24 protein-coding genes and 2 pseudogenes are annotated in these 25379 nt (G+C 73.4%); 21 read left to right on the top strand and 5 right to left on the bottom strand.

The features are described 5' to 3' along the window. Positions 1 to 70 precede the first annotated feature (70 nt). A pseudogene (locus tag BN2279_RS20435) lies at positions 71 to 1494 on the top strand (sugar porter family MFS transporter). Positions 1495 to 1588: 94 nt separating this feature from the next. Continuing rightward, entirely contained in the window at positions 1589 to 2788 is a 1200-nt protein-coding gene (gene ftsY / locus BN2279_RS20430; protein ID WP_059011720.1) for a signal recognition particle-docking protein FtsY, read from the top strand. Here ftsY and BN2279_RS20425 read toward each other — a convergent pair. Beyond that, the gene (locus tag BN2279_RS20425; protein WP_059011717.1) at positions 2781 to 3440 is read right to left on the bottom strand and encodes a bifunctional DNA primase/polymerase; all 660 of its coding nucleotides are present in this window, start codon (positions 3438 to 3440) and stop codon (positions 2781 to 2783) included. The genes ftsY and BN2279_RS20425 overlap by 8 nt on opposite strands. A 334-nt stretch (positions 3441 to 3774) precedes the next feature. Here BN2279_RS20425 and nsdA point away from each other — a divergent pair, with 334 nt between their 5' ends. The 19 genes and pseudogenes from nsdA (at position 3775) to BN2279_RS20340 (ending at position 20978) form a co-directional block, all read left to right on the top strand. Next, positions 3775 to 5289 carry a transcriptional repressor NsdA gene (nsdA, locus tag BN2279_RS20420; protein WP_104531076.1) on the top strand — a complete coding sequence of 505 codons (1515 nt, stop codon included), beginning with the start codon at positions 3775 to 3777 and terminating at the stop codon, positions 5287 to 5289. A gap of 385 nt (positions 5290 to 5674) precedes the next feature. Further along, positions 5675 to 6925, top strand: coding sequence for an ammonium transporter (locus tag BN2279_RS20415; protein WP_234348019.1), 1251 nt, complete (start codon positions 5675 to 5677; stop codon positions 6923 to 6925). Continuing rightward, positions 6922 to 7260, top strand: coding sequence for a P-II family nitrogen regulator (locus BN2279_RS20410; protein WP_059011713.1), 339 nt, complete (start codon positions 6922 to 6924; stop codon positions 7258 to 7260). Before BN2279_RS20415 ends, BN2279_RS20410 begins: the two co-directional genes overlap by 4 nt. Positions 7261 to 7285: 25 nt before the next feature. After that, positions 7286 to 9772 (top strand): [protein-PII] uridylyltransferase, encoded by a 2487-nt coding sequence (locus tag BN2279_RS20405; protein WP_059011711.1) that lies wholly within the window; start codon positions 7286 to 7288, stop codon positions 9770 to 9772. Positions 9773 to 9866: 94 nt separating this feature from the next. Beyond that, entirely contained in the window at positions 9867 to 11396 is a 1530-nt protein-coding gene (gene ffh / locus BN2279_RS20400) for a signal recognition particle protein (RefSeq protein ID WP_059011709.1), read from the top strand. A 43-nt stretch (positions 11397 to 11439) separates the two neighbouring features. Next, a complete protein-coding gene (gene proS / locus BN2279_RS20395; protein ID WP_059011707.1) occupies positions 11440 to 12855 on the top strand; it encodes a proline--tRNA ligase in 1416 nt (471 codons plus the stop codon). A gap of 139 nt (positions 12856 to 12994) precedes the next feature. Beyond that, positions 12995 to 13594, top strand: a complete 600-nt coding sequence (locus BN2279_RS20390) for a hypothetical protein (RefSeq protein WP_059011705.1) — start codon at positions 12995 to 12997, stop codon at positions 13592 to 13594. Positions 13595 to 13745: 151 nt separating this feature from the next. Continuing rightward, a complete protein-coding gene (gene rpsP / locus BN2279_RS20385) occupies positions 13746 to 14186 on the top strand; it encodes a 30S ribosomal protein S16 (RefSeq protein ID WP_059011703.1) in 441 nt (146 codons plus the stop codon). Between the two features lie 2 nt (positions 14187 to 14188). Then, positions 14189 to 14428 (top strand): RNA-binding protein, encoded by a 240-nt coding sequence (locus BN2279_RS20380; protein WP_059011702.1) that lies wholly within the window; start codon positions 14189 to 14191, stop codon positions 14426 to 14428. A 97-nt stretch (positions 14429 to 14525) separates the two neighbouring features. Further along, entirely contained in the window at positions 14526 to 15110 is a 585-nt protein-coding gene (gene rimM, locus BN2279_RS20375) for a ribosome maturation factor RimM (RefSeq protein ID WP_059011700.1), read from the top strand. Further along, complete coding sequence (gene trmD / locus BN2279_RS20370) at positions 15107 to 15916, top strand: tRNA (guanosine(37)-N1)-methyltransferase TrmD (protein WP_059011698.1); 810 nt, start codon at positions 15107 to 15109, stop codon at positions 15914 to 15916. The genes rimM and trmD overlap by 4 nt, the downstream gene beginning before the upstream one ends. A gap of 137 nt (positions 15917 to 16053) precedes the next feature. Beyond that, positions 16054 to 16401 (top strand): 50S ribosomal protein L19, encoded by a 348-nt coding sequence (gene rplS / locus BN2279_RS20365; protein ID WP_059011696.1) that lies wholly within the window; start codon positions 16054 to 16056, stop codon positions 16399 to 16401. A 29-nt stretch (positions 16402 to 16430) separates the two neighbouring features. Beyond that, the gene (gene lepB / locus BN2279_RS20360; protein WP_059011694.1) at positions 16431 to 17132 is read left to right on the top strand and encodes a signal peptidase I; all 702 of its coding nucleotides are present in this window, start codon (positions 16431 to 16433) and stop codon (positions 17130 to 17132) included. Next, positions 17125 to 17853 (top strand): annotated as a pseudogene (gene lepB, locus BN2279_RS31570) (signal peptidase I); the annotation flags it as partial. The gene lepB (BN2279_RS20360) and the pseudogene lepB (BN2279_RS31570), both read left to right, overlap by 8 nt. Before the next feature lie 259 nt (positions 17854 to 18112). After that, on the top strand, positions 18113 to 19171 hold the full coding sequence (lepB, locus tag BN2279_RS28000) for a signal peptidase I (protein ID WP_407702276.1): 1059 nt from the start codon (positions 18113 to 18115) through the stop codon (positions 19169 to 19171). A gap of 58 nt (positions 19172 to 19229) precedes the next feature. Next, positions 19230 to 19829 carry a signal peptidase I gene (gene lepB / locus BN2279_RS20350; protein WP_079032337.1) on the top strand — a complete coding sequence of 200 codons (600 nt, stop codon included), beginning with the start codon at positions 19230 to 19232 and terminating at the stop codon, positions 19827 to 19829. Between the two features lie 32 nt (positions 19830 to 19861). Beyond that, positions 19862 to 20023 carry a hypothetical protein gene (locus BN2279_RS29535; protein WP_159037291.1) on the top strand — a complete coding sequence of 54 codons (162 nt, stop codon included), beginning with the start codon at positions 19862 to 19864 and terminating at the stop codon, positions 20021 to 20023. Positions 20024 to 20036: 13 nt separating this feature from the next. Then, positions 20037 to 20372, top strand: a complete 336-nt coding sequence (locus BN2279_RS20345; protein WP_059011690.1) for a DUF2469 domain-containing protein — start codon at positions 20037 to 20039, stop codon at positions 20370 to 20372. Between the two features lie 108 nt (positions 20373 to 20480). Further along, the gene (locus BN2279_RS20340; RefSeq protein WP_059011688.1) at positions 20481 to 20978 is read left to right on the top strand and encodes a hypothetical protein; all 498 of its coding nucleotides are present in this window, start codon (positions 20481 to 20483) and stop codon (positions 20976 to 20978) included. On the opposite strand, the gene whiG is transcribed toward BN2279_RS20340, so the two are convergent. The 4 genes from whiG to BN2279_RS20320 all read right to left on the bottom strand — a co-directional run bounded on the left by whiG (position 20968) and on the right by BN2279_RS20320 (position 25122). Then, positions 20968 to 21810, bottom strand: a complete 843-nt coding sequence (gene whiG, locus BN2279_RS20335) for an RNA polymerase sigma factor WhiG (protein ID WP_059011686.1) — start codon at positions 21808 to 21810, stop codon at positions 20968 to 20970. The genes BN2279_RS20340 and whiG overlap by 11 nt on opposite strands. A 152-nt stretch (positions 21811 to 21962) precedes the next feature. Further along, positions 21963 to 23126: a DNA-processing protein DprA gene (gene dprA / locus BN2279_RS20330; protein ID WP_059011684.1), complete on the bottom strand. Its 1164-nt coding sequence runs from the start codon at positions 23124 to 23126 to the stop codon at positions 21963 to 21965. Next, positions 23123 to 24736 carry a YifB family Mg chelatase-like AAA ATPase gene (locus BN2279_RS20325; RefSeq protein WP_059011682.1) on the bottom strand — a complete coding sequence of 538 codons (1614 nt, stop codon included), beginning with the start codon at positions 24734 to 24736 and terminating at the stop codon, positions 23123 to 23125. Before BN2279_RS20325 ends, dprA begins: the two co-directional genes overlap by 4 nt. Next, positions 24736 to 25122 carry a YraN family protein gene (locus BN2279_RS20320; protein WP_059011680.1) on the bottom strand — a complete coding sequence of 129 codons (387 nt, stop codon included), beginning with the start codon at positions 25120 to 25122 and terminating at the stop codon, positions 24736 to 24738. Before BN2279_RS20320 ends, BN2279_RS20325 begins: the two co-directional genes overlap by 1 nt. Positions 25123 to 25379 lie beyond the last annotated feature (257 nt).

The raw sequence follows: 25379 nt of genomic DNA, 5'->3' as shown, positions 1-25379 counted from the left end.
CGGGTGTGCACCAGTGGACCGTGCGGAATCGGCACGGCCGGCAACGCCGCCGGACACCCAGGAGTACACCGTGAACACCACCGCGAGAACCGGGCCGCCGCAGCGCGCCGAGCGCCCGCCGCACCTCACCTACGTGATCTTCATCGCCGCCACCGCGGCGCTCGGAGGCTTCCTCTTCGGCTACGACAGCGCCGTCATCAACGGCGCGGTGGAAGGAATCCGCGGCAGGTTCGACATCTCGTCGGGGAAGCTCGGCACGGTCGTGGCCATCGCGCTGCTCGGCGCCGCGCTGGGCGCGATCGTCGCCGGCCGTCTCGCCGACCGCCTCGGCCGCATCCGGGTGATGCAGCTCGCCGCGGCGATCTTCGTCATCAGCAGCGTCGGCTCGGCCCTGCCGTTCGCCGTCTGGGACCTCGCGTTCTGGCGGACCCTGGGCGGCGTCGGCATCGGCATGGCCTCGGTCATCGCCCCCGCCTACATCGCCGAGGTCTCCCCGCCCGAGTACCGCGGGCGGCTCGCCTCGTTCCAGCAGGCCGCCATCGTGCTGGGCATCGCCGTCTCGCAGCTCGTCAACTACGGCCTGGTCAACCTCGCCGGGGACGACCAGCGCGGCTCCCTGCTGGGCCTGGAGGCGTGGCAGGTCATGCTCGGCGTCGGCGCGATCCCGGCCCTGCTCTACGGCCTGATGACGCTGCGCATCCCCGAGTCCCCGAGGTTCCTGATCACCAGCCGCCGGCCGGACGACGCCCGGCGCGTGCTCGCCGACGTCGAGGCGCCGGGCACGACCTCGACGCCAGGATCGCCGAGATCGAGCACCACATCCGCACCGAGCACAGGTCCACCTGGCGCGACCTGCTCGGCGGGCGCGCCGGGCTGCTGCCGATCGTGTGGATCGGCATCGGGCTGTCGGTCTTCCAGCAGCTCGTCGGCATCAACGTGATCTTCTACTACTCCAACTCGCTGTGGCAGTCGGTCGGTGTCGACCCCGAGGGCTCGTTCTTCTACTCGTTCACCACGTCGATCATCAACATCGTCGGCACCGTCGTCGCGATGACGCTGGTGGACCGCATCGGCCGCAAGCCGCTGGCCCTCATCGGCTCCGCCGGCATGGCCGTCTCGCTGGGCGTCGCCGCCTGGGCGTTCTCCTTCAAGGAGGGGACCGGCGACGACATCCGGCTGCCCGACACGCAGGGCACGGTGGCCCTGATCGGGGCGCACGGCTTCGTGCTGTTCTTCGCCCTCTCCTGGGGCGTGGTGGTCTGGGTGCTGCTCGGCGAGATGTTCCCCAACCGGATCCGCGCCGCCGCGCTCGGGCTGGCCGCCTCGGCGCAGTGGATCGCCAACTGGGCGATCAGCCAGAGCTTCCCGACCCTCTCCGACTGGAGCCTTTCGGGCGCGTACGTGATGTACACCTGCTTCGCCCTGCTGTCGATCCCGTTCATCCTGCTGTGGGTGCCCGAGACGAAGGGCAAGGCGCTGGAGGAGATGGGCTGATCACCCGCCGCCCCGGGCGGGGGCGGCGGCCGTCCGGGGCGGCTTCGGTACGTTGGACCCCGTTGTCCCACCGCCAGGCCGCTCAAGGGAACCGATGGACATCCTCATCCTCGTCGTGATCATCGCCGTGGTCGCCGTCGCCGCGATCAGCGGCCTCGTCGTCAGCACCCGCCGTCCCAAGCCGCCGCAGGCGCCACCGCCGAAGGGCCGGGGCGGCGCGACCGCCGCGCCGCCCGAGCCACGCGTCGGCGACGACGCGGCCACGCCCGTCGACGAGGAACGCCGCACCATCGAGGACGTCACCCTGCCGGGCGGTCCCGCCCCGCAGGCGCCGCCCGTCCCCGAGGTGGAGGTGCCCGAGCCGGGCGCCGGGCGGATGATCCGGCTGCGCGCCCGGCTCGCCCGGTCGCAGAACACGCTGGGCCGCGGCCTGCTCACCCTCCTGTCCCGTGAGCACCTGGACGAGGACACCTGGGAGGAGATTGAGGACACGCTGCTGAGCGCCGACATCGGTGTCGCTCCCACCCAGGAGCTGGTGGAACGGCTCCGCGAGCGGGTCCGCGTGCTGGGCACCCGTACCCCGGACGACCTGCGCGCCCTGCTCCGCGAGGAGCTGCTCGCCCAGATCGGCACGGATCTCGACCGCGTCGTGCACACCGAGGGCGGTGTCTCCACCGAGGGCGAGGAACGCCCGGCCGTCATCCTGGTCGTCGGCGTCAACGGCACCGGCAAGACCACCACCACCGGCAAACTGGCCCGGGTCCTCGTCGCGGACGGCAAGTCCGTCGTCCTCGGCGCCGCCGACACCTTCCGCGCCGCCGCCGCGGACCAGTTGCAGACCTGGGGCGAACGGGTCGGCGCCCGCACGGTGCGCGGGCCCGAGGGCGGCGACCCCGCGTCGGTCGCGTTCGACGCGGTCAAGGAGGGCATCACCGCGGGCGCCGACGTGGTCCTCGTCGACACCGCCGGGCGGCTGCACACCAAGACCGGCCTCATGGACGAGCTGGGCAAGGTCAAGCGCGTGGTCGAGAAGCACGGCCCGGTCAACGAGGTGCTGCTGGTGCTGGACGCCACCACCGGGCAGAACGGGCTGGTGCAGGCGCGGGTCTTCGGCGAGGTCGTGGACATCACCGGCATCGCCCTGACCAAGCTCGACGGTACGGCCAAGGGCGGGATCGTCGTCGCCGTCCAGCGCGAACTGGGCGTGCCCGTGAAGCTGGTCGGCCTGGGCGAGGGACCGGACGACCTCGCGCCGTTCGAGCCCGAGGCGTTCGTGGACGCGCTGCTCAGCTAGCCGGACCACCGCCGCCCGCCCGGCGGCAGGCGTACGCCAGGACGCCCAGCAGCAGCCGGGCGCGCGGCGGCCTCGCGGCCGTCTCCGGTCCGGGCGGGCGCAGCCAGCGCACCGGGCCGAGACCCGCGTGGTCCGAGGGCGGCGCGGTGATGTGCCGCCCGGGGCCGAGCCCCCGCAGGTCCAGCCCGGCGTCGTCCCAGCCCGCCCGGTAGAGCAGGCGGGGCAGCTCCGCCGCCATGCCCGGCGCGACGAGGAACCAGGCGCGGCCGTGCGGCGCCAGCGCCACCGGGCCCGGCGGCAGGCCCATCCGCCCCAGCCTGGGCAGGGCGCGCACCCCCGCCGCCGCCGGCACGTCGATCACGTCGAAGCCCCGGCCGGGCGGCAGCAGCACGGCCGCGCCGGGCGGGCGCGCCCACGCGCGCAGCGCCCGCTCCAGCGTGGTCCCGGCGGGAACGAGGGGCGCGGAGTCCAGCGGATGCGCCCCGGGGGACGGGCACTCCGCCCGGCCGCACGAACAGCGCGGGCAGCCGTCGTCGCCCGGTTCGGCGCGGGCCCCCGGCGCCACGTCCCAGCCCCACAGCCCCGTGTACTCCGCGACCGCCGTGGGGAGGGAGATCCGGTCGGCCCGCCGCCCGCCGATCGTGAAGACCATGCCCCCTCCAACGGGTCCGTCCGGCGATGGTTACGGACCGGCGGACGGTGGCGCCGACGGGGGAGCGCGCAGCCGTTCACGCGCCCCCGGTGTGCTTCGCGTCGCCCGCCACCGCTACCCGGTCGGAACAAGTCAAGCGCGCCGCGCGGGCAATAGGTTCTGGCAGAGGGGTGGCGAATGGTGGCGATTGGTAGCCTCCCCTCGCCGCACCTGTGACCACGGGATCACGTTCAGTGCGCTCCTGGGTGTGGCGTCCGCACAGCGTCTTCCTCAGCGTCTCCCTCATCCCGCGTTCCGCGCAGCGCGCACAGACTCCCTGATTGGGGGCGAACCCGTGTCCGGCAACGGCAGCGGCATTCCCGCGAAGCGGCCCAACGAGCGGCTCGGCTCATGGTTCCGGCGCAGCGGCTGGTCCAAGGGCGAGCTGGCCCGGCAGGTGAACCGGCGGGCCCGTCAGCTCGGCGCCCACCACATCAGCACCGACACCTCCCGGGTGCGCCGCTGGCTCGACGGCGAACAGCCGCGCGAGCCGATTCCCCGCATCCTCTCCGAGCTGTTCTCCGAACGCTTCGGCAGCGTCGTCGGCATCGAGGACCTCGGGCTGCGCTCGGCCCCCCAGTCCGCCGCGGTCTCCGGCATCGACCTGCCCTGGGCCGGAGCGCAGACCGTGGCGCTGATCAACGAGTTCTCCCGCAGCGACCTGATGCTGGGCCGCCGGGGCTTCCTCGGCACCTCACTGGCCATGTCGGCCGGCCCCGGCCTGATAGAACCCATGCAGCGCTGGCTGGTGCCCTCGCCCCCCGGCGGCGGGACACCGGCCGGGGCGAGACTGACCGTGCCTTCCCAGAGCCGGGGCGAGACCCGAAGGCTGACCGGTCTCTCCGGCCCCGAGCTGGAGCAACTGGAGGAGTCCACGGCCCAGTTCCGCCGCTGGGACGCGGTCAGCGGTGGGGGCCTGCGGCGCAAGGCGGTCGTCGGCCAGCTCCACGAGGTCACCGACCTGCTCCAGGAGACGCAACCCGAGGAGGTCCGCGGCAGGCTGTTCCGGATCACGGCCGAGCTGTCGGAGCTGGCGGGCTGGATGAGCTACGACATCGGGCTCCAGCCGACCGCGCAGAAGTACTTCGTACTGGCCCTGCACGCCGCCAAGGAGGCCGGGGACCGGCCGCTGGGCGCCTACGTCCTGTCCAAGATGAGCCGGCAGATGATCCATCTGGGCCGCGCCGAGGACGCGCTGGAACTGATCCACCTCGCGCAGTACGGCAGCCGGGGCCGGGCCACCGCCCGCACCCAGTCCATGCTGTACGCGCTGGAGGGCCGGGCCTACGCCACGATGGGCCAGGTGCCCCGGTGCCACCGCGCCGTGCGGATGGCGCAGGAGGCGTTCGGCGACATCACCAGCGGTGAGGAGGAGCCGGACTGGATCCGCTTCTTCTCGGAGGCCGAGCTGAACGCCGAGAACGCCCACTCCTACCGCGACCTGGCGTATGTCGCGGGCCGCAGCCCGGCCTACCTCGCGCGGGCCCGGCCGCTGATGGAACGCGCGGTCGAGCTCTTCGCGCGCGAGTGCGCGGAGAACGCGACGGGCGGGCACCAGCGTTCGTATGCACTCAACCTCATCGGGATGGCCACCGTGCACCTGATGGAGCGCGAGCCGGAAGCCTGCGCGGCGCAGACGGCCGAAGCGGTGAATCTCGCCCGGCGGCTCCGGTCCGAGCGGGTGAACAACAGGCTGCGCAAGACCTGGGCCACCGCGCGCAGGGATTACGGAAAGGTCCCGGAAATCGCCGCGCTGACCGAGCGGCTCGCCGTGGAATTCCCGGAAGGCGAGGCCAGCCGGGCGGTCTGACGTCCCTCACCGCCCCCGGCGCCGGCCGCGCCGGCCGTCCTTGGCACCGCCGCCGGGCGCCCCGGCGCCCGGCCGCCCCGGACGGCCGCCGCGGCCGGCCCCGTACCGGGGACGCCCCGGCGGCGGGCCGCGGACGCCGGTGCGGGACACGGTGACCCGGCCGCCCGGGCGACTAACCCGATTCATCGGCGTGTAACGCGCGGGCCGCCATCGTCACACCCAGGAAACATAGAGGGCCATCGACCGAAACGGCCCTCGGAGAGCCTGTGGCGAATCCTGGCCCGACCGAGATCCTGCCCGCACGGGTCGTTATTCCGAGGAGACGTCCACTTTGAGTCCCGCAGACACCAGTTTCGTACTGATCTGTTCCGCATTGGTGATGCTCATGACCCCAGGGCTCGCCTTCTTCTACGGCGGCATGGTCCGGGTCAAGAGCGCCCTCAACATGCTGATGATGTCCTTCATCTCCCTGGGCATCGTCAGCGTGCTGTGGGTGCTGTACGGCTTCAGCCTCACCTTCGGATCGAACTACTCGACCGCCGACGACGGCGGCCTCATCGGCAACCTGGACTTCATCGGGTTCGCGGACACGATCGCGCTGACGCCCGACGGGATCTCGCCGGACAGCACCGGCCTGATCACCTTCGCCCTCTTCCAGCTCATGTTCGCGATCATCACCCCCGCGCTGATGAGCGGTGCGCTGGCCGACCGCGTGAAATTCAGCAGTTGGGCCGTCTTCATCGCGCTGTGGGTCACGGTCGTCTACTTCCCGGTCGCCCACTGGGTCTGGGCCGCCGACGGCTGGCTGTTCGGCGAGGAGGTCATCGACTTCGCCGGCGGCACCGCCGTCCACATCAACGCGGGCGCCGGCGCGCTGGCCGCCGTGCTGGTGATCGGCAAGCGCAAGGGCTTCAAGAAGGAGCCCATGCGCCCGCACAACCTGCCCATGGTCCTCCTCGGCGCCACCCTCCTGTGGTTCGGCTGGTTCGGCTTCAACGCCGGCTCCGCGCTCTCCCCGACGGGCACCGCCGCCGTCATGGCCCTCAACACGCAGCTCGCCACCGCCGCCGCCATGGTCGGCTGGCTGATCTACGAGCGCGTCCGCCACGGCGCGTTCACCACGCTGGGCGCCGCCTCCGGCGCAGTCGCGGGCCTGGTGGCCATCACCCCGTCCGGCGCGCACGTCAACCCGATGGGCGCCCTGCTCATCGGCGTGGTCGCCGGCGCGGTCTGCGCCTGGGCCGTCAGCCTGAAGTTCAAGCTGGGCTACGACGACTCGCTGGACGTCGTGGGCGTCCACCTGGTCGGCGGCCTCATCGGCACCCTGATGGTCGGCTTCCTCGCCTCGGACAAGGTCAACACCATCGCCGGCGGCTTCGAGCAGTTCGGCAAGCAGGCCCTGGGCGCGTTCTCCGTCCTGGCCTACTCCTTCGTCGTCACCTTCGTCCTCGCGACCCTGATCCAGCGCACCATCGGCTTCCGCTCCTCCGAGGAGGAGGAAGTCGCGGGCCTGGACCTGGCGTACCACGCGGAGACCGGGTACGACTTCACACAGACCGGCACCGGCTCCGTGCCCGTCAGCAGCGTTCCGGCCTCCGCTGACCTGGCGGCCGGCGAGAAGAAGGTGGACGCATGAAGCTCATCACCGCGGTGATCAAGCCGCACCGGCTGGACGAGGTCAAGGACGCCCTCACCGCGTTCGGGGTGCACGGCCTGACCGTGACCGAGGCCAGCGGCTACGGCCGTCAGCGCGGTCACACCGAGGTCTACCGCGGCGCCGAGTACACCGTCGACCTGGTGCCGAAGGTCCGCATCGAGATCCTCGCCGAGGACTCGGACGCCGAAGCCCTCATCGACGTCGTCGTCAAGGCGGCCAGGACCGGGAAGATCGGCGACGGCAAGGTCTGGAGCCTGCCCGTCGACACGGCCATCAGGGTCCGCACCGGCGAGCGCGGCCCGGACGCCCTCTAGCAGAACACCGAGAGTTGGGGACCGCATGACGGCGGAGACGACATCCACGACCGGCGGCGAGACGGGTCCCAGCGGTGGCTACGCGGCGGCCCGGCTGCACCTCCTGACCCAGGAGGAGCAGGCCGGGCCGCCGCGCCGCGCGCGGCTGGCACGCCTCACGGACGAATGGCTCGCCGGTCTCCTCGGCGGCGGCCCCCGGCCCACCCGCGTCGCGCTCGTGGCCGTCGGCGGCTACGGACGCGGCGAGCTCTCGCCGCGCAGCGACCTCGACCTGCTCCTCCTCCACGACGGGAACGCCGGCCGCGCCGAGATCGCGGCCCTCGCCGACCGGCTCTGGTACCCCGTCTGGGACCTCGGCATCTCCCTGGACCACTCCGTGCGCACCCTGGCCGAGGCGCACGAGACCGCCGCCGGCGCCCTCAAGGTCCACCTCGGCCTGCTGGACGCCCGTCACATCGCCGGCGACGCCGCCCTCACCGCCGAACTGCGCACCGCCCTGCTCGCCCAGTGGCGCGCCCAGGCCCCCGCCCGCCTGCCGGAGCTGCACGAGCTGGGCCGCGAACGGGCCCGCCGCCAGGGCGAGCTGCCGTTCCTCCTCGAACCCGACCTGAAGGAGGCCCGCGGCGGGCTGCGGGACGCCACCGCCCTGCGCGCGGTCGCCGCCTCCTGGGTGGCCGACGCCCCCCGCCAGGGACTGGAAGCCGCCCGCAACACCCTCCTCGACGTCCGCGACGCCCTCCACCTGACCACCGGCCGCTCCACCGACCGGCTCGCCCTGGAGGACCAGGACCAGGTCGCCGCGGCCCTCGGCCTGCTCGACGCCGACACGCTGCTGCGGCGCGTGTACGAGGCGGGCCGCACCATCTCGTACGCCTCCGACGTCACCTGGCGCGAGGTCGGCCGCGTGCTGCGCGCCCGTTCCGCCCGGCGCCGGCTGCGCGGCCTGCTGGGCGGGCGTTCCGGCCGGCGCGTCCCGGGCGAGGAGCGCATGCCGCTCGCCGAGGGCGTCGTCGAGCAGGAGGGCGAGGTCGGGCTCGCCCTCGGTGCCCGCCCCGACCGCGACCCCGTGCTGCCGCTGCGGGCCGCCGCCGCGGCGGCCCAGGCCGGCCTGCCGCTGGCCCTGCCCGCCGTGCACACGCTGGCCTCCGCCGACACCGCGCTCCCGGTGCCCTGGCCCGCCGAGGCGCGCGAACAGTTCATCACCCTGCTCGGCGCCGGGCCCGACCCCGTTCCCGTCTGGGAGGCCCTGGAGGCCGCCGGGCTCATCACCCGCCTGCTGCCCGACTGGGAACGGGTCCGCTGCCGTCCGCAGCGCAACGCCGTGCACCGCTGGACCGTCGACCGGCACCTGGTGGAGACCGCCGTGCGCGCCTCCGCCCTCACCCGCCGGGTCGAGCGCCCCGACCTGCTGCTGGTCGCCGCGCTCCTGCACGACATCGGCAAGGGCTGGCCGGGCGACCACAGCGTGGTCGGCGAGACCATCGCCCGCGACATGGCGGCCGGCATCGGCTTCGGCCCCGCCGACACGGAGGTGCTCGCCACCCTCGTCCGCCACCACCTGCTGCTGATCGAGACCGCCACCCGGCGCGACCTGGACGACCCGGCGACCCTGGCCCACGTGGCGAAGGCCGTCGGCAGCCGGTCCACGCTGGAGCTGCTGCACGCGCTCACCGAGGCCGACGCGCTCGCCACCGGCCCGGCGGCGTGGTCCGCCTGGCGCGCCTCGCTCCTGGCCGACCTCGTCAAGCGCGTGGCGGTCGTCCTGGAGGAGGGCGGCGAGCCGCCCCGGCCCGTCCCGGCGCAGCCGAGCGTCGCGGCCGAGCGGCTGGCCGTCGAGGCGTTCCGCACCGGCGCGCCGGTCCTCGCCCTCCACCCGCGACCCGACCGGCCCCCGGCCGGGACCGCCGAACGGGACGGCGACGGCGAGGAGAGCGAGCCGGAACCGGTCGGCGTCGAACTGGTCGTGGCCCTGCCCGAGCAGCCCGGGGTGCTCCCGGCCGTCGCCGGGGTCCTGGCCCTGCACCGGCTGACCGTCCGCTCCGCCGAACTGCGCGGCGTCGACCCGACGGGCCAGGGCCAGGTGCTGCTCCTGGACTGGCGGGTCGCCGCCGAGTACGGCTCGCTGCCCCAGGCCGAGCGGCTGCGCGCCGATCTGGTCCGGGCGCTGGACGGCTCGCTGGACATCGCGACCCGGCTCGCCGAGCGGGAGGCCGCCTACCGGCGCCCGCACCGCAGGCTGCCGCCGGCCCCGCCGCCCCGGGTCACCGTGGCGCCACTCGGTTCCCGGGTCGCCACCGTCATCGAGGTCCGCGCGCAGGACGCCCCCGGTCTGCTGTACCGGATCGGCAGCGGCCTGGAGACCGCGGGCGTCACGGTGCGCAGCGCCCACATCAGCACCCTGGGCGCCAACGCCGTGGACGCGTTCTACGTCACCGGGCCCGACGGCGAACCGCTCGCCCAGAACGCCGCGGCCGGACTCGCCCGGGACCTGGAACGGGTCCTGGCCGACTGAGCCGCGCGACCGCGGGCTGACCGCACCCGCACGGGGCGGATACGCTGGAGGGCACCGCCGACCCACCCGCCGAGGTTAAGGATCCGCCAGCGCCGTGTTCGACACACTCTCCGACCGCCTTGCGGCAACGTTCAAGAATCTCAGGGGCAAGGGCCGCCTGAGCGAGGCGGACATCGATGCCACGGCGCGCGAGATCCGTGTCGCCCTGCTGGAGGCGGATGTCGCGCTGCCGGTCGTCCGCGCCTTCATCCAGCGGGTCAAGGAGCGGGCCCTCGGCGCCGAGGTCTCCCGGGCCCTGAACCCCTCGCAGCAGATCGTCAAGATCGTCAACGAGGAGCTCGTCGCGATCCTCGGCGGCGAGACGCGGCGGCTGCGCTTCGCCAAGACCCCGCCGACCGTGCTGATGCTGGCGGGTCTCCAGGGCGCGGGCAAGACCACCCTGGCCGGCAAGCTCGGCCGCTGGCTGAAGACCCAGGGCCACGCGCCGCTGCTGGTCGCCTGCGACCTCCAGCGGCCCAACGCGGTCAACCAGCTCAGCGTCGTCGCCGAGCGGGCCGGCGTCGCGGTCTTCGCGCCCGAGCCGGGGAACGGCGTCGGCGACCCCGTGAAGGTCGCCGAGGACTCCCTCGCCCACGCCCGGGACAAGCAGTACGACGTCGTCATCGTCGACACCGCCGGCCGTCTCGGCATCGACGAGGAGATGATGCGGCAGGCCGCCGACATCCGCGACGCGGTCCGGCCCGACGAGATCCTGTTCGTCGTGGACGCGATGATCGGCCAGGACGCCGTCACCACGGCGGAGGCGTTCCGCGACGGGGTCGGCTTCGACGGGGTCGTCCTGTCCAAGCTCGACGGCGACGCGCGCGGCGGCGCGGCCCTGTCCGTGGCGCAGGTGACGGGCCGCCAGATCATGTTCGCCTCCAACGGCGAGAAGCTGGACGAGTTCGACGCGTTCCACCCGGACCGCATGGCGTCCCGCATCCTCGGCATGGGCGACGTGCTCAGCCTCATCGAGCAGGCGGAGCGGACGTTCAGCCAGCAGGAGGCCGAGCAACTGGCCGGCAAGCTGGCCAAGGGGCCCAAGGAGTTCACCCTCGACGACTTCCTCCAGCAGATGGAGCAGGTCCGCAAGATGGGCTCGATCTCCAAGCTGCTCGGGATGATGCCCGGCATGGGCCAGATGCGCGAGCAGATCAACAACCTCGACGAGCGCGAGGTGGACCGCACCGCCGCCATCATCAAGTCCATGACCCCGGCCGAGCGCGCCGACCCCAAGATCATCAACGGCTCGCGTCGCGTCCGCATCGCCCGCGGCTCCGGCGTGGACGTCAGCGCGGTCAAGGGCCTGGTGGAGCGCTTCTTCGAGGCCCGCAAGATGATGTCCAGGATGGCCCAGGGCGGCGGTCTGCCCGGCATGCCGGGCATCCCCGGCATGGGCGGCGGCGCCCGGCGCAAGCCGAAGCAGCAGAAGAAGGGCAAGGGCGCGCGCCGCTCCGGGAACCCGATGAAGCGCCAGGCCGACGAGCGGTCCACCGGTCAGCGGCCGGGCGAGGACGGCGCGGCGTTCGATCCCCAGTCGTTCGAACTGCCCAAGGAGTTCCGGGACATGCTCCCGCCCAAGTAGTCCGATTCACGCTCGGGGGCGCCTTCCCCGTACCATTCGCGGCATGGCAAAGGCTCCCGTACTCACCCCCCAGGCGGAGGACTTCCCGCGCTGGTACCAGGACGTGATCAACAAGGCCGAGCTCGCCGACAACGGCCCGGTCCGCGGCACGATGGTCATCCGACCGTACGGGTACGGGCTCTGGGAGCGGATGCAGCAGGAGCTGGACGCCCGGATCAAGGCGACGGGCACCCGCAACGCGTATTTCCCGCTGTTCATCCCCCAGAGCTACCTGGCCAAGGAGGCGGAGCACGTCGAGGGCTTCGCCCCCGAGCTGGCGGTGGTCACGCACGGCGGCGGCAAGCAGTTGGAGGAGCCCGCCGTCGTGCGGCCCACCTCCGAGATGATCATCAACGCCTCCTTCGCGAAGTGGGTGCAGAGCTACCGCGACCTGCCCCTGCTGATCAACCAGTGGGCGAACGTAGTCCGCTGGGAGATGCGCCCCCGGGTCTTCCTGCGCACCACCGAGTTCCTCTGGCAGGAGGGCCACACCGCGCACGCCACCTACGAGGAGGCGCGGGACTTCGCCGCCCGGATCCACCGCGACATCTACGCCGACTTCATGGTCAACGTGCTGGCCATCGATGTCGTCCTCGGCCGCAAGTCGCCTTCCGAGCGCTTCGCCGGCGCCATCAACACCCTCACGCTCGAAGGGATGATGGGCGACGGCAAGGCCCTCCAGATGGGCACCAGCCACGAGCTGGGACAGAACTTCGCGCGAGCCTTCGACACCCGGTTCCTGTCGAAGGACGGCAGCCGGGAGCTGGTCTGGCAGACGTCGTGGGGCTCCTCGACCCGCATGGTCGGCGGCCTGATCATGTCGCACGGCGACGACAACGGACTGCGGGTCCCGCCGCGCCTGGCGCCCACGCAGGTCGTGGTGCTGGCCATCAAGGACGACGAGGCCGTGCTGGCGAAGGTCCGCGAGATCGGCGCGGCGCTGACCGCGGCCGGGATCAGGACCGAGGTCGACGACCGCACCGACACCCCCTTCGGCCGGCGCGCGGTGGACTGGGAGCTGAAGGGCGTCCCGGTGCGGGTCGAGGTCGGCCCGCGCGACCTGGAGGCCGGCACGGCGATGCTGGCCCGCCGCATCCCCGGCGGCAAGGAGCCGGTCGCCATCGACGCGCTGCCGGCCCGGCTGCCGGGCGTCCTGGACGAGGACCAGGCGCTGCTGCTGCGTCAGTCCCGCGAGCGCCGCGAGGCCAGGACGACGGACGTGCGGACGATCGAGGACGCGGTGGCCGCCGCCACCGCGGGCGGCTGGGCCCGCATCCCGTGGGCCGACCTCGGCCCGGAGGGCGAGGCGCGGCTGGCGCAGGACGCGGTCACGGTGCGCTGTCTGGTGGGCGAGGACGGCTCGGTCCCCGAGTCCGACGACGCCCCGGGCACGCTCGCCGTCGTCGGCCGGGCGTACTGACCCGGACGGGCCGGGAACCCGACCGGCCCCGCCGATCCGGGTCCCGCGTCCCCATAGGCGGCGAACTGACTGGTAAGTGCAAATTCGTGGACTTGGCCCGGAATCGGAACACCCCGGGGCACTCGCTCGTTAGGTAGACGTGAGCACGACACCACCAGTTCTCGCCGCCGAGCTGGCACACGCGTGGGCCGATATCCAACGGCACCACCCGGAGTTGCCCGACCTGGCCGCGCCCGAATCCCTGATCGGAGAGTCCTCGTCGGCCTGTGGCTCCGAGCTCTCCTTCGAACGGCTGTTGCATGAGGCCGTGCACGGTATCGCCGCCGCACGGGGGGTCAGGGACACCTCCCGCGCGGGGCGCTACCACAATCGCCGTTTCCTCGCGATCGCGGAGGAGCTCGGCCTCGACCACGCCGACGACCCCCACCCGAGCAGCGGTTTCTCGCTCGTCACGATGAACGCGGAGACCAGGCGGCGCTACCGGCCGACGGCCGAGCGGCTGGCGCGCGCCCTCAAGGCGCACCTGGCGGCCACCGCGACCGACACCAAGCGGAGCTTCCGCGGGCCGGCCGCCCGGCACGGGTCGTCCGGCGGCGGGGTGCGCGTGAAGGCGGTCTGCGAGTGCGGGCGGAACGTGCGGGTCGTTCCGTCGGTGCTGGCGCAGGCGCCCATCATGTGCGGCGCGTGCAAGAAGCCGTTCCAGATCGCCGAGGCCATGACCGTGGCGGCTTCCTCCTGACGGCCTATGGCAGAATAGGCCGTTGAACTCGGCAGTCGCACAGGACCCCTCTCTCCTCCGGCTGACGCGTCCACCGGGCCGGTCGGCACCGCAACCCCACGCGGTCCGCCGTGATGGCCCACCACGCCAAGACGCAGGAGACACCACACCCGTGGCAGTCAAGATCAAGCTGAAGCGACTGGGCAAGATCCGGTCGCCGCACTACCGCATCGTCGTCGCCGCCCCCCGCCCCCGCCGGGACGGCCGCGCCATCGAGGAGCTGGGGCTGTACCACCCGGTGCAGAACCCGTCGCGCATCGAGGTCGACTCGGACCGCGTGCAGTACTGGCTCGGTGTCGGCGCGCAGCCGACCGAGCCGGTTCTCGCGATCCTCAAGGTGACGGGCGACTGGCAGAAGTTCAAGGGCCAGCCCGCCCCGCCGCCCATGAAGGTCGCCGAGCCCAGGCCGGACCGCCGCGCCATCTTCGAGGCCGCGGCCAAGGAGACCGGTGGCGAGCCGAGGGGCGAGGCCATCACCCCGAAGGCGAAGAAGGCCGAGAAGAAGGCCGACGCCGAGGCCGCCGAGGCCCCGGCCGAGTCGACCGAGGGCTGAGGATGCTCGAGGAGGCCCTGGAGCACCTGGTGAAGGGCATCGTCGATCACCCCGAAGAGGTCCAGGTCGCCTCGCGCACGCTGCGCCGCGGGCGGATCCTCGAAGTCCGGGTGCACCCGGACGACCTCGGCAAGGTGATCGGTCGCAACGGCCGCACCGCGCGCTCCCTGCGCACGGTCGTGGGCGCGCTCGGCGGCAAGGGCATCCGCGTCGACCTGGTCGACGTGGACGAGGTCCGCTGAGGGCGCTGCCGATATCGCAACGAGGGCCGTGGGCGGCGATCGCCGCCCACGGCCCTCGTCGTCCGCAATGAAGAGCAACGGAAAGCGGAAGAGCACAGTGCAACTCGTCGTCGCGCGCATCGGTCGCGCCCATGGCATCAAGGGCGAGGTCTCCGTCGAGGTCCGCACCGACGAGCCGGAGCTGCGGCTGGCGCCCGGCGCGGTGCTGGCCACCGACCCGCCGGAGGTGGGCCCGCTCACCGTCGCCGACGGGCGCGTGCACAGCGGCCGGCTGCTGCTGCGTTTCGCCGGCGTGGCCGACCGCACCGCGGCCGAGGCGCTGCGGAACACCCTGCTGCTCGCCGAGGTGGACCCCGAGGCCCAGCCGGACGACCCGGAGGAGTTCTACGACCACCAGTTGGTCGGGCTCGACGTGGTCACGGCGGACGGCGCGCGCGTCGGGCCGGTGACCGAGATCGCGCACCTGCCCGGTCAGGACCTGCTGATCGTCGAGCGGGAGACCGGCGGCGAGGTGCTGATCCCGTTCGTCTCGGAGATCGTCCCCGACATCGACCTGGCCGCCCGCCGGATGGTCGTCGTCCCGCCGCCGGGCCTGCTCGACGCCGACGAGAGCGACGACGAGGGGAACGGCGAGGGCGACGACGACCGCGAGGGGAACGGCCGCGAGGGCTCCGGCGCATGAGGCTGGACGTCGTCACCATCTTCCCCGAGTACCTGGAGCCGCTGAACGTCTCGCTGGTCGGCAAGGCGCGCGCCGCCGGTCTGCTCGACGTGCGGATCCACGACCTGCGCGCGTGGACGCGCGACCGGCACCACACCGTCGACGACACCCCGTACGGCGGCGGCCCCGGCATGGTGATGAAGCCCGAGCCGTGGGGCGAGGCGCTGGACGCCGTGCTGGCCTCCGGGGAGGGCGAGCCGGTCGTCGTCGTGCCCACGCCCAGCGGCCGTCCGTTCACCCAGCGGCTGGCCGGGGAGCTGTCGGAGCGGCCGTGGCTGGTGTTCACCCCCGCCCGGTACGAGGGGATCGACCGCCGGGTGATGGACGAGTTCGCCGCCCGGCTCGACGTGCGCGAGGTCTCCATCGGCGACTACGTGCTGGCGGGCGGCGAGGCGCCGGTGCTGGTGATGGTCGAGGCGATCGCCCGGCTGCTGCCGGGCGTGCTGGGCAACGCCGACAGCCACCGCGACGACTCGTTCGCGCCGGGCCCGATGGCGGACCTGCTGGAGGGACCCGTCTACACCAAGCCGCCCCAGTGGCGGGGCCGGGACGTGCCCGAGGTGCTGATCAGCGGCCACCACGGGCGGATCGCGCGCTGGCGCCGGGACCAGGCGCTGCTGCGGACCAGCCTGCACCGGCCGGACCTGATCGCGCGGTGCGACCCGGCCGCGTTCGACCGGCACGACCGGGCCACCCTCGCGGAGCTGGGCTGGCGGCCGGGACCGGACGGCCGATTTGGGCGCGCGCCGGACGGCATGGAAGAATAGGCCGCTGGCTCTCGCCCGGCGCGCGACCCCGCCACAGGGGGACCGACGCCCGCCGGGGCGACCGAGCCGCCTCCCTTTTCGTCAGTTCGATCACTTCCGTCGATGACCTGTGGCATCGGCGAGGAAAGCAGCAGGTCATGAACCTTCTGGACAGCGTCGATTCCGCGTCCCTGCGCGACGACATCCCGGCCTTCCGCCCCGGCGACACGGTCAACGTCCACGTCCGCGTCATCGAGGGCAACCGGTCCCGCGTGCAGCAGTTCAAGGGCGTGGTCATCCGCCGCCAGGGCTCCGGCGTGCGCGAGACGTTCACCGTCCGCAAGGTCAGCTTCGGCGTCGGCGTGGAGCGCACCTTCCCGGTGCACACCCCGGTCGTGGAGCGCATCGAGCTTGTGACCCGCGGCGCCGTCCGCCGCGCCAAGCTCTACTACCTGCGGAACCTGCGCGGCAAGGCCGCCAAGATCAAGGAGAAGCGCGACAACTGAGCGGTACGACCGCCGGTTACCATCGCGGCGTGAGCGATTCCGACGCACCACCTCCGGAGCGCGACCCCATCCCCGACCCTTTCACGGGCGGGTGGTGGAGGTCGCGTTCGGTGCGTCTGTGGACCACGGCGCTGGTGACCACGGTGATCATCACCTGGTTCACCAGCTCTTTTGTGATGCAGCCGTTCCTCATCCCCAGCGGATCGATGGAGGGCACCCTCCAGGTGGGCGACCGGGTGCTGGTGAACAAGCTGGCGTACCGTTTCGGTGGGGAGGTGCGGCGCGGTGACGTCATCGTCTTCGACGGCGAGGGGTCGTTCGTCGCCGAGAGTGCCGAGCCGGGCCTGCTCGACGGCCTGCTGCGGAGCGCGGGCGCGGTGGTCGGCCTCGTCCAGCCGTCCGGCGCGGATTTCGTGAAGCGGGTGATCGGCATCGGTGGGGACCGCGTGCGCTGCTGCGACAGTCAGGGCAGGATCGAGGTCAACGGCGACCCGTTGGACGAGCCCTATCTGTATCCGGGGGACGCTCCTTCGATTGTCAGGTTTGATGTCATAGTCCCGGAGGGACGGTTGTGGGTGATGGGCGATCACCGTGCTGACTCGGCGGATTCCCGGGAGTATCTGGGCTCTCCGGGCGGCGGCACCGTTCCCGAGGACAAGGTGATCGGCCGCGTGGAGATGATCGGCTGGCCGGCGGACCGGTGGGGCTGGGTGCGGTCGGATCATGGGTGAGCGGGGACGCTCCAGGGCCGCGAGCCGCCACGGCGTGCCGCGGGACCAGGCGGAGCAGACACAGGAGCCGCACGGGAGCGAGCCGCGGCCGACGCTGCGGGGCCCCGGCGAGGGGCGGGCGGCCCGGCGGCGCGCGGCCAAGCGGATCAAGCGCCGCAGGCGGCTGCGGGCGACCCGCGAGGTCCCGATCCTCATAGGCACGGCCCTGCTGATAGCCCTGATACTCAAGACCTTCCTGGTGCAGGCCTTCGTCATCCCGTCGGGTTCGATGGAGCAGACGATCAAGATCGACGACCGGGTGCTCGTCGACAAATTGACGCCGTGGTTCGGCTGGGAGCCCGCGCGTGGCGAGGTCGTCGTCTTCAAGGACCCGGGCGGCTGGCTCCAGTCCGAGCGGGAGAACACCGCCGACGACGAGGCCCCGATCGTGATCGAACAGATCCAGGACGCGCTCACCTGGATAGGTCTGCTGCCGACCCAGAACGACCAGGACCTGATCAAACGGGTCATCGGGATCGGCGGCGACCGCGTGGTCTGCTGCGACGACGAGGGCCGGGTCACGGTCAACGGCGAGCCGCTGAACGAAGAGGACTACATATATCCGGGGAATCCGCCCTCACTGAGGACCTTCGACGTCACGGTCCCCGAGGGCCGGCTCTTCGTCATGGGGGACCACCGGTCCAACTCCTCGGATTCCCGCTACCACTTGGACGAGGCCGGGCAGGGTACGGTACCCGAGGACCTGGTCGTCGGCCGGGCCGTGGTGATCGCCTGGCCCTTCGGGCACTGGGGCAAGCTGGACGGGACGGAGGCATTCGCCTCGGTGCCCGATCCGGAAACGGGCACCGTGGGAGCCCGCTCGACCGCCGATCCGGAGGAATTTGCCCGTCTCCCGATGCCTGCGGAACTTCCGCTCGTTATGGGAGTGGCGGGCCTGTCGCGGGCGCGGAACAGGCCGGAGCGGAGCGTGAGGAGCGAATGTGGGGGATGTAGCGGTGGATGCGCGGGCCGGCTCGGGCGATCCGGAGGAGCGTCCGGAGCAACCGGGTGGCGACGCGTCCGGCGAGGAATCCCCCGGTGCGCGGACCGGCTCCGGTGGCGCCGGCGCGGACGGCGGCCCGGGCGGTAGCGGTCGCGCCGGCGAGGATCCCGCGGCGGATCCGGAGGGCGCGCACTCCGCCGAGGCGGAGGACGAGAACGATGCCGAGGACGACGACGCGGAGACGCAGCGGCGCCGGCGCGCCGCGAAGCAGCGCTCGTTCTGGAAGGAGCTGCCGCTCCTCATCGGCATCGCCGTGGTGCTGGCGCTGATCATCAAGACGTTCCTGGTGCAGGCGTTCTCCATCCCCTCGAACTCGATGCAGGACACCCTCCAGAAGGGGGACCGGGTCCTGGTCGACAAGCTCACCCCCTGGTTCGGCGCCGAGCCCGAGCGCGGCGAGGTCGTCGTCTTCAACGACCCGGGCGGCTGGCTCGCGGAGGCCCCGTCGAGCGGCGGCGTCGGCGCGGCCGTCCAGAGCGCGCTGAGCTTCATCGGACTGATGCCGTCGGCCGACGAACAGGATCTGATCAAGCGGGTCATCGCGGTCGGCGGGGACACCGTGGAGTGCCGGCAGAACGGCCAGGTCATGGTCAACGGCGAGACCCTGGACGAGAGCGACTACCTCTACCCGGGGAACACGCCGTGCGGCGACGAGCCGTTCGGGCCCATCGAGGTGCCCGAGGGGCGGCTGTGGGTCATGGGCGACCACCGCCAGGACTCGCTGGACTCGCGGTTCCACCAGAACCTGATCGGCCAGGGCACCGTCGCCGAGGACGACGTGGTGGGCCGCGCCATCGTCATCGCCTGGCCCGTGACCCGCTGGGGCACGCTGCCGGTGCCCGACGCGTTCGGGAGCCTGGGCAGCGGTGCCACCGCCGCCGGGCCGGCCGCGCTCGGCCTGGCCGGGGCGCTGCCGCTGGTGCTGTGGCGCCGCCGCAGGCTGCTGGACCGCGCCGTCGCGCGGGCGGCGGCGGGCGAGGAGCAGGTCAGGGGCTGACCCGCGGCTCCGCGCTGGGTAGGGTCGTCCTCCTGAGCACTCTTCGGGAGGGGACGTGATGAGCGGAGCGCCGCCGCGCCGCGCCGGGCGGGTGGGCCGGACGCTGTCCGGCCTCGCCGTGGGCCTGGGCTGTGTGCTGCTGCTGGGCGGGTTCGTGCTGGCCGCCGTCCTCTACCAGCCCTACACGGTGCCCACGGACTCCATGGCGCCGTCCGTGGCCGCGGGGGACCGTGTGCTGGCGCAGCGGATCGACGGCGGGGAAGTGCGCCGGGGGGATGTCGTCGTCTTCGAGGACGACGACTGGGGGCCCTCACTGATGATCAAGCGGGTCGTCGGCATCGGCGGCGACACGGTCGCCTGCTGCGACGACCGGGGGCGGCTCACGGTGAACGGCGACCCCGTCGCCGAGTCCTACCTCGCCGGGGACTCCGAGGACTCCGCGGCCTCCGCGATGAACTTCACGGCCGAGGTGCCGGACGGCGAGCTGTTCCTGCTCGGCGACAACCGGATGGACTCGCGGGACTCCCGGAGCATGCTGACGGAGACCGGGACCGGGACCGTGCCCAGGGACGCCGTCTCGGGACGGGTCGAGGCCGTCGTGTGGCCGCTGGGGGAGTTCGGTGTGCTGCCACGGGCGGCGGGGTTCGGCTACTCATAGCCCGCCACCAGCCTCTGCGTCGGGAGTGTAGGATGTGGCTCAGACTGCGGCCTCTGCTCTGGGCCACGGGCGCCGGCGCGGCGCTGATCGTCGTGGGCGCGGCGTACGACGGGATCGCGCGCCGGGGCTCCGGGTCGGGCCGCCGCGGCGTGCGGACGTCCGGAGTGGCGCACAATGAGGGAACGCACGGCTGAAGGGGATCACGCCATGAGTGCCGAGGACCTCGAAAAGTACGAGACCGAGATGGAGCTGAAGCTCTACCGGGAGTACCGGGACGTGGTCGGGTTGTTCACTTATGTGATCGAGACCGAGCGGCGCTTCTACCTCACCAACGATTACGAGATGCAGGTGCACTCGGTGCAGGGTGAGGTGTTCTTCGAAGTCTCCATGGCCGACGCGTGGGTGTGGGACATGTACCGGCCGGCCCGCTTCGTCAAGCAGGTCAGGGTCCTGACGTTCAAGGACGTCAACATCGAGGAGCTCAACCGCAGTGAGCTCGATCTTCCGGAGGACACCGGCTTCGGCGGCGGGCGGAACGGCTGAGCGACCTGTTTCACCCGATCGGGGGGCCTCCGTGTCCACCGTTCCCGGGTTGTCCACAGATTTCCGGTTCGCCCGTCGCGGCGGGGTGGGGCGGGGCAGGCTGCCGTCATGACCGTTCTCGCCGCGTTTGGGTCGTTCCTGCTGCGCGTCGCGCCCGGGGCGCCCGCCGGGGCCGGGGCGCCGGGGGAGCCCGCGTTCGCCGGGTGGCCGGTGCCGGGAGCCGCCGGTGCGGCCCGGCCGCTGGTCGCCCGCGGCTGGGATCCGCCGCCGGCTCCCTGGTCGGCCGGGCACCGCGGCGTCGATCTGACCACCGCGGCGGGGGCGCCCGCGGCGGCCCCCGGCCGCCGGACTCTGGAGCCGGTGCGGGCGGCCGTGGCCGAGGGGGCCGAGGTGGCGGCGGGCGAGGTGATCGGCTCGGTGGCGGCGGGCGGCCCGTTCCACTGCGACGGGCCGTGTCTGCACTGGGGGCTGCTGCGGGGCGAGACCTACGTCGATCCGCTGTCGCAGCTTCCGCCCGGCCTGCTGGGCCGGGGGCCGTCGAGGCTGCTGCCGACCGAGGGCGTCCCGGTCCCGTCGGGGGCCGGGTCGGTGCCGGTCAGCCGTTGACGTCGGCGAGCTTGGCACGGAGCTGGAGGACCGACTTGGTGTGGATCTGGCTGACCCGGCTCTCGGTCACCCCGAGCACCTCGCCGATCTCGGCCAGCGTCAGCCCCTCGTAGTAGTAGAGCGTCACCACTGTCTTCTCCCGCTCGGGCAGCGTGTTGACGGCGCGGGCCAGGAGGCGGCGCAGCTCGCGGTCCTCCGCGATCTCCACGGGGTTGTCCGCGGCGGTGTCCTCCAGCGTGTCCATCAGGCTCAGCCGGTCACCGCCCTCCCCCCCGGCGTGCAGCAGCTCCTCCAGGGCCACCACGTTGGCCAGGGACAACTGGCTGAAGACGCCGTGCAGTTCCTCCAGGGTGACGCCCAGCTCCGCCGCCACCTCGGGCTCCGTCGGGGTGCGGCGCAGCGACGCCTCCAGGGTGGCGTAGGCGCGTTCGATGGCGCGCGCCTTCTGCCGCACCGAGCGGGGGATCCAGTCCAGCGCGCGCAGCTCGTCGATCATCGCGCCCCGGATCCGGGTGATGGCGTAGGTCTCGAACTTGATGGACCGGTCGGGGTCGAACTTCTCGATCGCGTCGATGAGGCCGAAGACGCCGGAGGAGACGAAGTCGGCCTGCTCCACGTTCGGCGGCAGCCCCACGCTGACCCGGCCCGCCACATATTTGACGAGCGGTGAGTAGTGGAGGATGAGCTGCTCCCGCAGCCGCTCGTCGCCGGTGGCCTTGTACGAGCGCCACAGCTTGTCGAGCGCGGTGGGCGCCGCCGGGGCCGTGGTGCCCTCCGCCGCGGCCGGCGCTGCCGGAGCCGCGTGCTGAGGCCCGGAGGAGTGCTGTGGCATACGTCGTCGTGAGCCGTTCTGCGGGGAGTGCGTGCGGGGGGTGGAGTTCTGGCGACAGAACCCTGTGAGCGTAGCGTGACAACAGGATCGCGGTGCGCATGTGCGCCACCCCCGGGTATGCGCAGATACGTTCCGCTGCCCGCACGGTGGTGTTACGCACCGGCGTGCGCGCGGGCTCGCGGCTCGTCCGCGTGTCGGGGGCCGGCGCGGGAGACCCGCCACAGCTCGCCCACCCGTTCGACGAAGCCAAGCGTGTTCAGCTCGCGGAGCCGCGCCAGGGCCGCCGCCGGGCTGGTGCACGCCCCGCGCGCCACCTCCTCCACCGCCACCGCGCTGTCGGCGGGCAGCGCGTCGAGCACCTCGCCGGCCGGCCGGGACAGCAGGTCGCGCGGCACGGCCGGCTCGTCCGGCGCGCACGCCAGCTCGCCCATGTCCCCGACGAGCTCGATGACGGCGGCCGCGTCCGCGACCAGGGTGGCCTCCTCCCGGATCAGCCGGTGCGTCCCGGCCGACAGCCCGGAGGTGACCGGGCCCGGCACGGCCATCAGGTGCCGCCCCAGCCGCCCGGCCTGCCGCGCCGTGATCAGCGAGCCGCTGCGCCGCGCCGCCTCGACCACCACGGTGCCCCGGGTCAGCGCGGCGATCACCCGGTTCCGCTGGACGAACCGGGACCGCGTCGGACGGTCGCCGGGCGGCAGCTCGGCGACCAGCAGCCCACCGCCCACGATGCTCCCCAACAGCTCGGCGTGGGCGGCCGGATAGGGGACATCGACCCCGCAGGCCAGCACCGCCACCGTGGACCCGCCGACCGCGAGGGCACCCCGGTGCGCCGCGGCGTCCACCCCGAACGCCGCGCCGGAGACCACGGTCCAGCCGCGCTCGGCCAGCGACGTGCCCAGCTCGGCGGCGACATGCGCCCCATAGTCGGTGCAGGCGCGGGCGCCCACCAGCGCGACCGAGCGCAGCGAGACGAACCGCAGCGAGCAGGCCCCGCGCACCCACAGCCCGACCGGTGCGGCCACCCCCAGGTCGTCGAGCTGGCTGGGCCACTCCCGGTCACCGGGGCACACGAAACGCCCGCCCAGCCGGACGATCCGCTCCAGATCGCGCCCGGGCTCCGCGTGCCGCGCCCGCGACCGCAGCCCGGCCCACCGGTCGGCGGACATCCCCTCCGGCGGTGGGCCGTCCGCCCGCAGTGCCTGCCAGACCTCCACCGGGCCCAGCCGCGCCAGCCACCGCCCCACCACCTCGTCGCCCGGCTCCACGGTCCGGGCCAGCGCCGCCCGCGCCCGCCGGGTCTCCTCGTCCCCGCTCACGGCAGGCTGCCCGCGACACCCGCGCCGCGCCGCAGCCCGGTGCGCAGCTCCAGCGCCGCGTCGACGTCCGACGCGGTGGGCCGGTCGTGCCCGGCCAGGTCGGCCACCGTCCAGGCCACCCGCAGCACCCGGTCCAGCCCCCGGGCGGTGAGCAGCCCGCGTTCCATGTCCAGCTCGGCCCGGAGCAGGGCGCCCGGCTCCGGGCACCACCGGGTGCGCAACTCGTGCCCGGGCACCTCCGCGTTGGTCCGCCAGGGGGTCCGCGCGTACCGGGCCAGGGACCGGTCGCGGGCGGCGCGGACCCGCTCGGCCACCACGGCGGTCGGCTCCCCGCCACCGCCCCCCGTGATCAGCTCCGCGCGGCTCACCGGCTCCACCGGCACCCGCAGGTCCACCCGGTCCAGCAGCGGCCCGGACAGCCGGGCCCGGTACCGCCGGACCGTGCTGGGCAGGCACTCGCAGTCCCCCGCGGGCGCGCCGTGCCGCCCGCAGGGACACGGGTTCGTCGCGAGGACCAGCAGCACCCGGGCCGGCATCCGCACCACTCCGGCCGCCCTGGCGACCACGACCTGTCCCGACTCCAGCGGCTGCCGCAGCGCGTCCAGCACCTGACCGCTCATCTCCGCCGCCTCGTCGAGGAAGAGCACCCCGTGGTGGGCCAGGGACATCGCGCCCGGGCGGGGCAGGCCGGTGCCGCCGCCGACGAGCGACGCCATCGACGCCGAGTGGTGCGGCGCGCAGTACGGCGGGCGGTCGATCAGCGGGCGCCCCGGCGGCAGGGAGCCGCCCACCGAGTGCACGGCGGTCACCTCCAGCGCCTCCTGCGTGGTCAGCGGCGGCAGCAGCCCGGGGAGCCGCTCGGCCAGCATCGTCTTGCCCGCCCCGGGCGCGCCCTTCAACAGCAGGTGGTGCCTGCCGGCCGCGGCCACCTCCAGTGCCCGGCGGGCCAGCCGCTGACCCGCCACCTCCGCCAGGTCGGGCGGATGCTCGCCGGCCACCGGGAAGAAGAGGCCGCCGGACTGCGGCAGCCCCCAGCCGGGCCCCGGCGCGACGAACGGGCCGCCCGCCTCGTCCGGCTCCGGCTCCTCGGGCACGGGCTCGTCGGCCAGCACCGCGATCAACTGCCGCAGGCTGCGCCCGCCGAGCCCCGCCACGTCCGGCACCAGGGCCGCCTCGGCCGCCGTCTGCTCGGGCACCACCACCTGCCGGTACCCGGCGTCGACGGCCGTGAGCACCGCGGGCAGCACCCCCCGGACCGGCCGCACCCGCCCGTCGAGCCCCAGCTCCCCGATCATCATCACGTCCGCGATCACCCGCGGGTCGATCCGCTCGGCGGCGGCCAGCACACTGCACGCGACCGCGAGGTCGAACCCGCTGCCGCACTTGGGGACCGCGGCCGGACTCAGCCCCACGGTCAGCTTCTTCTGGGGCCACTGCGCCCCCGAGTTGATGACGGCGGCCCGGACCCGGTCCCGGCTCTCGCTCAGCGACTTGTCGGCCAGCCCCACCAGGGAGAAGGCCGCGACGCCGGGCTCCAGATCGGCCTGGACCTCGACCACCACGCCCTCGACACCGACCAGGGCGACCGCGCACGTGCGGGCGAAGGCCATCACGCCACCCCCCGCGCGTGCTCGACCAGCGGCGCCCCGCGCTCGGGCAGCACCACGCCGACCAGGTCGATCCGCACCCCGCCGGGCGGCGGCGCCGCGTACACCGTCAGCCATCGCTCGCTCAGCCACCACTGGGCGAGCCGGCGCAGCCGCTCCACCTTGCGGGGCGTCACCGCCGCCATCGGATGCTGGAACCGGCCGGCCCTGCGGGTCTTCACCTCGCACACCACCAGCGTCCGGCCGCCGGCGGCCCGCTCCTGGGCCACGATGTCGATCTCGCCCGCACGGCATCTCCAGTTCCGCTCCAGGACGGTCAGCCCCTCGTCCCGCAGCCGCCGCACCGCGACGTCCTCGCCGAAGCGGCCCAGCGCACCTCGCTGATTCATGACGCCTCACCTCCGTCACCGACTGTGACGTACTCCCGGCGCTCGCGGGGACCCCGGTGGACAACCGGAACGTTGTGGAAAAACCCGTCACCCGTTCGGGGTGGATCGGGGTAACGGCGGGCGCTGCCACGGAAGGGTCATGCCGTCCGGGACGGTCGCCCGGCCCTGTCGCGGTCCCGTACACTGCTCGTGGCGATCCGGGTTCCCGGATCGACCTCGCATGCCCCGCCACCTCGGCGCCCGGTCCGTTCTCGGCG

This window comes from Streptomyces specialis, from assembly GCF_001493375.1.
GTDB classification, from domain to species: Bacteria; Actinomycetota; Actinomycetes; order Streptomycetales; family Streptomycetaceae; genus Streptomyces; species Streptomyces specialis.
This window is presented reverse-complemented; position numbering and strand designations above follow the sequence as displayed.

Bases quoted from the DNA above. Each gene is read 5' to 3' on its own strand.
- rplS (WP_059011696.1), top strand. From the start codon at position 16,054: ATGAACCTTCTGGACAGCGTCGATTCCGCGTCCCTGCGCGACGACATC.
- trmD (WP_059011698.1), top strand. From the start codon at position 15,107: ATGAGGCTGGACGTCGTCACCATCTTCCCCGAGTACCTGGAGCCGCTG.
- lepB (WP_079032337.1), top strand. From the start codon at position 19,230: ATGAGCGGAGCGCCGCCGCGCCGCGCCGGGCGGGTGGGCCGGACGCTG.
- proS (WP_059011707.1), top strand. From the start codon at position 11,440: ATGGCAAAGGCTCCCGTACTCACCCCCCAGGCGGAGGACTTCCCGCGC.
- BN2279_RS20325 (WP_059011682.1), bottom strand. From the start codon at position 24,736: ATGGCCTTCGCCCGCACGTGCGCGGTCGCCCTGGTCGGTGTCGAGGGC.
- BN2279_RS29535 (WP_159037291.1), top strand. From the start codon at position 19,862: ATGTGGCTCAGACTGCGGCCTCTGCTCTGGGCCACGGGCGCCGGCGCG.
- BN2279_RS20415 (WP_234348019.1), top strand. From the start codon at position 5,675: ATGACCCCAGGGCTCGCCTTCTTCTACGGCGGCATGGTCCGGGTCAAG.
- BN2279_RS20345 (WP_059011690.1), top strand. From the start codon at position 20,037: ATGAGTGCCGAGGACCTCGAAAAGTACGAGACCGAGATGGAGCTGAAG.
- BN2279_RS20410 (WP_059011713.1), top strand. From the start codon at position 6,922: ATGAAGCTCATCACCGCGGTGATCAAGCCGCACCGGCTGGACGAGGTC.
- BN2279_RS20405 (WP_059011711.1), top strand. From the start codon at position 7,286: ATGACGGCGGAGACGACATCCACGACCGGCGGCGAGACGGGTCCCAGC.
- ftsY (WP_059011720.1), top strand. From the start codon at position 1,589: ATGGACATCCTCATCCTCGTCGTGATCATCGCCGTGGTCGCCGTCGCC.
- BN2279_RS20425 (WP_059011717.1), bottom strand. From the start codon at position 3,440: ATGGTCTTCACGATCGGCGGGCGGCGGGCCGACCGGATCTCCCTCCCC.
- BN2279_RS20320 (WP_059011680.1), bottom strand. From the start codon at position 25,122: ATGAATCAGCGAGGTGCGCTGGGCCGCTTCGGCGAGGACGTCGCGGTG.
- BN2279_RS20380 (WP_059011702.1), top strand. From the start codon at position 14,189: ATGCTCGAGGAGGCCCTGGAGCACCTGGTGAAGGGCATCGTCGATCAC.
- BN2279_RS20340 (WP_059011688.1), top strand. From the start codon at position 20,481: ATGACCGTTCTCGCCGCGTTTGGGTCGTTCCTGCTGCGCGTCGCGCCC.
- whiG (WP_059011686.1), bottom strand. From the start codon at position 21,810: ATGCCACAGCACTCCTCCGGGCCTCAGCACGCGGCTCCGGCAGCGCCG.